We start from the raw sequence: 2,986 nt of genomic DNA, 5'->3' as shown, positions 1-2,986 counted from the left end.
GAAGCCAATCCAGCAACAGGATTAAACGTTACACCAGCAAATTGCGATACCGCAACTGCCACAGTAGTAGTCGCTAATGCAATTGATGCGGTAGCCGATCCATCAGTAACCATTGCATCAAATAATACCGTTGTAACAGCCTTGAATGCCTTAGCAAACGACACTAGAAATGGTGTCGCAGTAACAACTACCAATACCAATGTAACACCATTAACCACAGGACCATTGAGCATCAATGCAGACGGAATAGTAACCGTAGCAGCCAATACCCCAAGTGGCACCTATAGCATTACTTATCAATTATGTGAAGCCAATCCTTCAACAGGATTGAATGTAAGCCCAGCAAATTGTGATACTGCTATAGCAACAGTTGTAGTAAACAATCCAATTGATGCGGTAGCCGATCCATCAGTAACCGTTGCATCAAACAATACCGTTGTAACAGCTTTAAATGCTTTAGCAAATGATACGTTAAGTAACATAGGGGCTACAACTACGAATACCAATGTAACGCCATTAACCACAGGTCCATTGAGCATTGATGCAGATGGAATAGTAACCGTAGCAGCTAATACCCCAAGTGGTACGTATAGCATCACCTACCAATTGTGTGAAGCCAATCCAGCAACAGGATTGAATGTGAGCCCAGCAAATTGTGATACTGCTATAGCAACAGTTGTAGTAAACAATCCAATTGATGCGGTAGCCAATCCATCAGTAACCGTTGCATCAAACAATACCGTTGTAACAGCTTTAAATGCATTAGGAAATGATACGCTAAGTGGCATAGCAGCAACTACCACCAATACCAATGTAACACCATTAACCACAGGTCCATTGAGCATTGATGCAGATGGAATAGTAACCGTAGCAGCTAATACCCCAAGTGGTACGTATAGCATCACGTATCAATTATGCGAAGCCGATCCATCAACAGGATTGAATGTAACGCCAGCAAATTGTGATATTGCAACGGCTACTGTAGTAGTTTTTAATCCAATAGACGCGGTAAATGACGGTCCAACAACAATTGCGTCAGCTACTACGCCTGTTACCGTTCAAAATGTAACATCAAATGATAGGTTGAATGGTGTATTCGTTACAGCAACTAATAGTGATGTGACACCAATAACAACAGGGCCTTTAAGTGTAGATGTTGACGGTAATTTAATAGTAGCAGCAAACACAGCTTCTGGAACTTATACAATAACATACCAATTGTGTGAATCTGGGGCAAGTCCAGCTAATTGTGATACAGCTACAGCGACAGTTGTAGTTCAGAATCCATTACTTGCAGTAAATGATGGGCCAATTACAGTAGCGACTGCTAATGTTCCTAAAGTTGTTTTAAATGTTACTTCAAATGATACGTTACATGGAGATTTAGTTACAGATGCAAATACTAATGTTACGCCACAAATAGCAGGTCCATTAAGTATAGCAAATAATGGAGATATTACTTTGGCAGCAAATACACCTTCAGGTACATATACAATTACATACGAAATATGTGAAGTAGGAGCAAATCCTGTAAATTGCACAACAGCAACAGCAACGATAGTAGTTTTAAATGCTATTGTAGCAAATCCAGATACAACAGGAGGACTTCCAGGAGCTATAACTGGTTCTGTTTTAGGGAATGACACCTTAAGTGGAATCCCACCTATTAATCCAGCTGATGTAATTTTGACAACTACAGTTCCAAATCTTGTTTTAACTTTAAATCCAAATGGTACCATTACTATTGCACCAGGTACTCCTGCAGGACCTCAAACATTAGAATATCAAATATGCGAAATAGGTTCAAATCCAGCTAATTGCAGTACTGCCATCGTTACTGTAAATGTTTTACAAGCAGCAGTAGATGCTATTGTTGATGATTTTACAGCTGTGCCATATACAGGCGGAAATGGAGGAACCACTACATCAGTATTGAATAATGATACCCTTAATGGAGTTGTTTTAAATCCAGCAGATGTCAATTTAACATTAAGCGGAACTGCGCCTACAGGATTTGTACTGAATAGTAATGGTACAATTACGGTTCCTGCTGGACAGGTTTCAGGTACCTATATGGTTTTTTACCAAATATGTGAAGTCATAAATTCAGGTAACTGCGATATAGCCAATGCAAAAATCCTTATTAGTAATAGTATTGCTGCATTTGATGATACTTTCCCAACACAAGTTCCAAGTACGATAGTAGGTACAACGGTTGGAAGTGTGCTAGCTAATAACGGTAATGGAGCAGATAGTTTAAATGGAATAGCAGTTACATCAGCAAATACAGATGTTACACCAATCACTACGGGACCATTAAGTATTAATGCAGATGGGAATTTGATTTTAGCACCTAATACAGTTTCTGGCACCTATAGCATTACGTATCAGCTGTGTGAAACGGGAGCAGATCCTGTTAATTGTACAAATGCCGTAGCAACAGTGGTTGTTTTAAATCCAATTGATGCTGTTGATGATAATCCAGTTGCAGTAAACACAGGAGTAAATCCAAAAGTAGTGTTTAATGTAACAGATAATGATACTTTGAATACTGTTTTAGTAAGTCCGACCAATACGAATGTTACACCAGTTTCTTCAGGTCCATTGAGTATAGATTCAAATGGTGTAGTAATATTAGCAGGAAATACACCAAGTGGAAGTTATAGTATTACCTATGAATTGTGTGAAGTTAATCCATCAACAGGATTGGCTGTAACACCATCGAATTGTAATACTGCAGCTGCAACCATTATAGTTTTAAATCCAATCATAGCAGGAAACGATACTTTAGGCACACCAGCAGCACCATTAGCTTCAGGTACTACACCAGTAGCCGCAGGAAGTGTATTAGGAAACGACACCTTAAATGGAGTTGCCGTAACCACGACAAACACGAATGTTACGCCAATCACTACAGGAGCAATTTTAGTAGATGCAAACGGAAATGTAACCATTGCAGCGAATACCCCAACGGGAGCTTACACGG

The 2,986-nt window shown here is 39.5% G+C and carries 1 protein-coding gene; it reads left to right on the top strand.

Annotation, left to right across the window (positions count from 1 at the left end; translation table 11 throughout):
- Nucleotides 1–2,986: hypothetical protein (locus FJV36_RS03975; RefSeq protein ID WP_158980852.1), on the top strand; the 2,986-nt coding region annotated here is incomplete at both ends.

Origin of the sequence: Flavobacterium sp. I-STPP5a, assembly GCF_009764685.1 — a bacterium.
Taxonomy (GTDB): Bacteria; Bacteroidota; Bacteroidia; order Flavobacteriales; family Flavobacteriaceae; genus Flavobacterium.
This window is presented reverse-complemented; position numbering and strand designations above follow the sequence as displayed.